The sequence below is a fragment of the Methylobacterium trifolii genome, from assembly GCF_022179685.1.
Lineage (GTDB): Bacteria > Pseudomonadota > Alphaproteobacteria > Rhizobiales > Beijerinckiaceae > Methylobacterium > Methylobacterium trifolii.
In genome coordinates, this window is the sequence record NZ_BPRB01000259.1 from 1 (window position 1) to 6,001 (window position 6,001).

Consider the following 6,001-nt stretch of genomic DNA (forward strand, 5'->3'; position numbering starts at 1 on the left):
GCCGGTGGCCGCCACGAACGCCGCGAATTGGGCGTTCGTCACCGGCGTGGCGTCGATCCTGAAATCGTCGAGCGCGACGCGGCGGGTCGGAGCCTCCTCCGGGTAATGGCGGTCCGATCCCATCCGGAACGTCGCGCCGGAGATGCTCCGCATCCCATCGTGGCCGTCGCGACCCCTGAAGGGCTCGGGGTCGGCGGCCTTACTCCGCGACGTCGCACCTGCCATTCCTGGCTCCTGATCGAGGCCGGTCCCGCTGCCGGGAAGAGAGGCGGAAAACCGCGCGTCGCCGTGTCCGCGCGTCCGATGCCAAGTCCGTCCCACTCGGCGGAGGCGGCATCACTCTGGAGGAAGCCGACAGGCCTGCTTGACCGCGATTGCCAAGGGCTTGACCGTTCGTGACAGCCCTGCACGCATTCTTCGCCTCGATGCGATCATTGCAGGGCGGGCGCCGCGGAGCCGAGCGACCCGCCGAGGTTCAGGTCCTGCGATGACCGGCGCGCCATGCGGTCGGCGTCTGGCCCGACCACCGGCGGAAGGCCCGAGTGAAGGCGCTCGTCTCCGAGAACGAAAGGGCCGCCGCGATCTGACCGAAGTTCATGCCCCCGTTGGCCATCAGCCTGCGTGCGATCTCGAAGCGGACCTCGTTGACCATCGCGTTGAAGGCGAGCCCTTCCCCGTTCAGGTGACGGTTCAGGGTCCGGCGGTGCATGGAGAACAACCCGGCCACGGTCTCGGCTGAGCATTCCTGGCCCAGCAACCGGGTTCGCAGGACCCGTCGGACATCGTCGCCGAAGCTGGCCCCAGTCGGCGACGTCCGCGGCTCGAGGTGGAACGCGAACAAGGCGCGCAGCAGCTCCCCGCCGACGATGGGTCGGCCGAGCACGTCGGCGGGGAAGACCAGGGCCGCGCCCGCGGCGCCGAAGCTGACGGGAGCCCTGTAGAACCGTGTGAACGGCGATTGATCGGCGGGGCGGGGCCTGGGAAGCGTCGCCTCCACGGGGTCCCAGTCCGCGCCGCAGAGAATCCGCATGACGTTCAAGGCCATCGCCAGCGCCACGTCGGCCACCTGTTCGCGCGCCTCGACGGACGGGCCGGAGACCGGAAAGCCGAGATGAGCCCGGGAGCCGGCCACGACGAGGGTCGGCGCGGCCTCGCCGGCGTGGGACCGCAGGTGCCCGATGAAATTTCCCAGCGCAGCGCCCACCGTCTGCGAGCCGGGAATCAGGAATCCCGCCAGCCCGAGGGAGGCTACGAAATCGCCTTGTCCGACGAGGAGGCCGAAATGCGGGCAGTTCGTCCGGACGGCACAGTCCGCCATCACCCATGCGATATGCGCGAAGGAGGCTGTGTCCGCATCAGCGGAGGCCCTTGCCCCCCCGGGAGGCGGCGGCGCCGTCGTCACGGTCTGCCCGCCCCCCAATCGGGCGAGGACGAGGGCGACCTCCTCGGTCACGCCTCGGCGAATGACGTCCGGTGCGCGACTCGGCCACGCCCCGGCCGCCGGCCCGGTATCCTGCGCCGGCGCCCTTGGGCGGTCGCCCCGAGGGGGCTGGCGTCTGCCGATGCTCATTCAGGGTCTCCGGCGCGCCACGAGCCCGCGTCGCGACTGCGGTCCCTCCGACGGTGCCTGCCCGATCGCGGCGGCGGGATCGGCGACGGAGGGCGTCCGCCCGGGGCCCATGGGACGCATCGCAGGAGAGGCATCGTACCGACGGGGCCTGCGCCTGCTTGACCCGATTTTCCAACTTCGGCACCGAAGTGGACACGGGGCCGGACCTGCCCGACCGTGGAGCGTCGGTCGGGATCGCCGGTCCCCCCGGCCTCAATCTTCGATCCTGGACAGCAGGAACAGCGCGATGCAGTGAAGGAGGACGGCGACCGCAACGACCATCAGGAAGAAGACCGTCCGGCCGAGCGGATCGGGAATGAGCTCACGCACGCGGCCGGAGATGACCGCGGTCAGCCCGAGCACGATCAGGACCGATGCCGACAGCGTGTTGAACAGCGTCGCCTGATACTTCCTCTGCTCGTTGGCCGCCGTCCTGCCGCACGGCGTAGCCTTGAGGAACAGGGCGATCGACCCCGCGGTGAACGCGGCCAACGCGCAGGTCATCCCGGCGGTGGAGCGCGCGAAGCCGGATGCGGCGTCGAAGAACGCGACCATGGCTGTCATCCGGTTCCCGTCGCACTGCGCCCCGTCGAGCCGTGGATTTCCCGGCCCGAGGTGGCCTCGACCCGAAAACGTTCGGAGCCTGTCCTCTCCGGTCAAGCGGGCGCGTGCGGGGCCGCCTATGACGGGGACGGGGCAGGGTAGGACCGACAGCCGGGGCGATGCCATGAAAATCTCACCGCGACTCGGCGCCCTCCTCGCGCTGATGCTTCCCCTGGGGACCTTCGGGGCCCCCGCATCGGCGGGCCCCGCGCTCCGCATGGCGCAGATGGTCACCATCCCGACAGACGCGCAGATCGACCGGATGGAGCGGGATTCGATTGCGACCCCACCGCTCGACGTGAGCGAGGGAGCCCAGCGCGGCGACCAGGGCGCCAGGATCCGGGAGATGGACAAGCGCGCCCACCGGGTCGACGAGAAACTCCTCACGGATGACGGCGTCTGCGACGGCTGCTGACCCGGGAGAGGTCCCGGTGCCATCGGACCCGACGCCGAGCGGACAGGCCTCCGAAGGCGCGGACCCGGGCAGACCGGCACGCGTCGTTCGACCCGCGCGGCGGTGGGGCTGGTCCCTCGCCGTGATCGGGGTCCTCTCGCTCGCGACCGGCGGGTTCACGCTCGCCCACCTCTGGTCGCCGCATGCGGACCTGCGCATCACAACGGGTCCGCAGGGCGGACCCGCCCAGCGTTTCATGGCGGCCTTCGTCTCGGTCTCCGCGATCCAGCACCCGCGTGTTCGTCTCGATCTCGTGCCGGTGGCGGACTTATCGGCGAGCGCCAAGGCGCTGGAGCAAGGCCGCACGGACCTCGCCATCGTGCGCACCGACGCGGCGCCCCCAGCCAACGGGCAGACCATCGTCATCCTGCGCCGGGACGTGGTGGCCTTCGTCGTGCCTCCGCATACCCACGTCACGTCGATAGCGGGCCTCGCGGGCAAGGCCGTCGGCATCCCGGCCGGGCCGCTGCAGGCCGACGACGCACGCGTCCTCGACACGGTCCTGGGCTTCTTCGACATCCCCGCCGAGCGCGTCGCCCGGGTCTTCCTTCCGGTGGCCGAGCTGGGGAAGGCGGTTCAAGACAAAAGGATCGTGGCGGTGCTCGCGGTCGGGCCCATCGCCCCAGGCGACGTCGTCGACGTCGTGGCGGCCATCGCCAGGGCGACCAAGGGCACCCCGACGCTGCTCGCCATCGACGAGGCCGAGACCATCGGCAAGCGCTTCCCCGGGTTCGAGTCCATCGACGTGCCAGCCGGTGCCTTCAGGGCGCATCCGGACACGCCGGACGACACCGTCACGACGCTGGCGGTCACCTATCGGTTCGCCGCGTCGGAGCTGATGAGCAACGTCGTGGCGGCGGCCATCGCCCGCTCGATCCTGACGACGAAGGCCAAGCTCATGGCCGCGACGCCGCTGGCCAGCCAGATCGAGGCGCCCGACCCGTCCGACACCAGCCCGATCCTGCCGGTCCATCCCGGCGTCGCGGCCTACCTGAACGGCGGCGACCAGAGCTTCCTCGACCAGGTCCAGAAGTATTTCTACGTCATCGGCATCGGCGTGAGCCTCGCCGGCTCCTTGTTCGCCGCCGGCACGAGCTACTGGAACCGACGCCGGTCGGACGAGGATTGGCGTCCGATCAAGCGGCTTGTCGAGATCGCGGACGAGGCACCCGGCGCCGGGCGTTCGGAGTTCGAGGCGCTGGAACGGGAGTTCAAGGCGCTCGTCTCGGCTGTGCTCGGCCGGCAGGCCGGGGCGGTGGGCGCCGAGCGCCTCTCGGCGTTCTCGACGGCCGTGGCCCACGCGCGGCATGCCCTCGATGCCCGAAGGGCGTCGCTCGGGGACCGCACCGGACCGGTCGACGAGCCGAGGCCGGCCCCGACCCTTGTCGTCGCGCAGTGACGCGGCTCTTCGGCTGGGTCGGCGCGCTGGCAGTGATGGCCGCGCCCGTCGCCGACCTCCTGATCCTGCGGCCGACCAGCACCCTCCTCGAACGATGGAAGGGTCGGCTGACGCGCATGGGTGCGATCCCGCCCGGTCGATGCGTGCCCGCGAAGGCCTCGGAATGGCCGATCCCATCCCTCGGATCGCCCGCCGAACCATGCCGCCTCGCTCGGATCGGCCCGTCTCCCACGCGGTACTGCCCTGGTGCAGGCCGCCGTGGGGAAAGGGGGCCGCCAAACTCGAACTTCGGACGGTCGGCCATGCCGGAATATGGAAGGCGCCGGTCGATAGCCTCGAAAGCGCGGGCTGCAAGGCCGGGTTTGACGACGAAGGTGACGGATCGAGCCTGCCCTGCGCGTTCGGGTCCTTCCAATGCCTACGGCGGATGCGCTCGATGATGGATCCAATACGATCGAAATGAAACGGTTGCGCGCAATGATATGTTCTTCCGATAGGTATCGACACTCATATCGAGAATTTCAAAAAACCACGATCCATACATTATTTGCGAATATTTGACATCTTGGGTACCTCTGGTAGCATCCGAACACACCAAGGCTGCATTTCCCGAGGGGCCCGTCGCGACGTCGTCGTTGACCGGGCACACCCTGCCCGACGCCTATGAGGGCCCGCCCTATGGTTGCGCACATTCAGGCCCGCCCCCTCATGCCGCTCCCGGGCGAGACACCCTTCGAGGTACCCGTCATCGGGCTTGGAATCGCCGGGCGCGCGAAGGGTATCCCCTCGGATCGTCACGACGCCAGGGTCGGGACGCTCAGGGAACTGCCTTCGGTACTTCGCGCGCTCGGGTTCGAGCCCGATCCCATCATCGGTCGATATGGGCTGGATCCGCGATTGCTCGACGACGGGGACAACATGCTTCCCGCCTCGTCCGTCAGCGGACTTCTCGAAACCTGCATGGAAGAGACCGGTTGTCGCCATCTCGGCCTCCTGGTGGGGGACCGTGCGAAGGCCTCCTGCTTCGGGGTCGTCGGATTGTTGATGCAGCACCAAGCGACCGTTTCGGAGTCCCTCCGGTGCCTGATCGAGCACGGGCATCTCTACGATCGTGGTGCGGTCTCGACACTGGAGGCGACGAACGGGACCGCGACGCTCCACTACGGCTTCTCGCCGGCGGATGCGGAGGGCGGCCGGCAGATCGTCGATGGCGCGCTCGCCTCCGGCTTCCGCCTGATGCAGGCCTTATGCGGTCCTGAGTGGGAACCGCGCGAGGTGCTCCTGTCCCATCCCTCCGGTGGCGACGAGGCAGCCTATCGCCGGATCTTCGGCGTTCCGGTCAGGTTCGATCAGGAGGGGACGGCGCTGGTGTTCGAGGCGCGATGGCTGTCCCACCCGGTCGTGGGAGCGGATCCCGGCTTCCGCCACATCCTGGAACTCCAGGTCCGGGCCCTCGAACACCTGCATGACGAGGCGCTGAGCAGCCAGCTTCGCCGGTCCCTGCGCACCCTCCTCTTGCGGAAGGGATGCTCGGCGGGACGCACGGCCCAGCTCTTCGCCATGCATCGGCGGACCATGAGCCGTCGCCTCAAGGCCGAGGGACACAGCTTTCAGCACCTCGTCGACGAGGTCCGGTACGATATCGCCCACCACCTCCTGACCAATGCCAGCATGCCCCTGGCCGAGGTTTCGGTGGCACTCGGCTACTCCGAGGCCAGCGCGTTCACACGGGCTTTCAGGCGTTGGTCCGGCATCAACCCTAAGACGTGGCGTGTCGGCACGTCGATGAGGCATAGCCTACCCGCACCGGCTATTGCAGCTGCGCTTCCGGTCGCCTGACGGAGGTTCGAACCTTGTTGTCGTGCGTGTCGGCTTTCGCAGGTCTTTGTCGTCATCGGACAAGCGCGGGTGCATCATCGGCCTAGAGCGTGTTATG

At 69.0% G+C, this 6,001-nt stretch carries 6 protein-coding genes; 3 read left to right on the forward strand and 3 right to left on the reverse strand.

The window, feature by feature from the left end; genetic code table 11:
- The 3 genes from COGEMETH_RS20765 to COGEMETH_RS20775 all read right to left on the reverse strand — a co-directional run.
- The coding region (locus COGEMETH_RS20765) for a formylglycine-generating enzyme family protein (RefSeq protein ID WP_373875407.1) at window positions 1–225 on the reverse strand (225 nt) is incomplete at its 3' end.
- Between the two features lie 250 nt (window positions 226–475).
- A complete protein-coding gene (locus tag COGEMETH_RS20770) occupies window positions 476–1,570 on the reverse strand; it encodes an AraC family transcriptional regulator (protein ID WP_283215037.1) in 1,095 nt (364 codons plus the stop codon).
- A 252-nt stretch (window positions 1,571–1,822) separates the two neighbouring features.
- Window positions 1,823–2,164 carry a hypothetical protein gene (locus COGEMETH_RS20775; protein ID WP_238184503.1) on the reverse strand — a complete coding sequence of 114 codons (342 nt, stop codon included), beginning with the start codon at window positions 2,162–2,164 and terminating at the stop codon, window positions 1,823–1,825.
- Between the two features lie 265 nt (window positions 2,165–2,429).
- Here COGEMETH_RS20775 and COGEMETH_RS20780 point away from each other — a divergent pair, with 265 nt between their 5' ends.
- The 3 genes from COGEMETH_RS20780 (at window position 2,430) to COGEMETH_RS20790 (ending at window position 5,904) form a co-directional block, all read left to right on the forward strand.
- Window positions 2,430–2,627 carry a hypothetical protein gene (locus COGEMETH_RS20780; protein ID WP_238184504.1) on the forward strand — a complete coding sequence of 66 codons (198 nt, stop codon included), beginning with the start codon at window positions 2,430–2,432 and terminating at the stop codon, window positions 2,625–2,627.
- Between the two features lie 121 nt (window positions 2,628–2,748).
- Complete coding sequence (locus tag COGEMETH_RS20785) at window positions 2,749–4,065, forward strand: TAXI family TRAP transporter solute-binding subunit (RefSeq protein ID WP_238184505.1); 1,317 nt, start codon at window positions 2,749–2,751, stop codon at window positions 4,063–4,065.
- Window positions 4,066–4,743: 678 nt separating this feature from the next.
- Window positions 4,744–5,904 carry an AraC family transcriptional regulator gene (locus COGEMETH_RS20790; protein WP_238184506.1) on the forward strand — a complete coding sequence of 387 codons (1,161 nt, stop codon included), beginning with the start codon at window positions 4,744–4,746 and terminating at the stop codon, window positions 5,902–5,904.
- The last annotated feature ends 97 nt before the right edge of the window (window positions 5,905–6,001 follow it).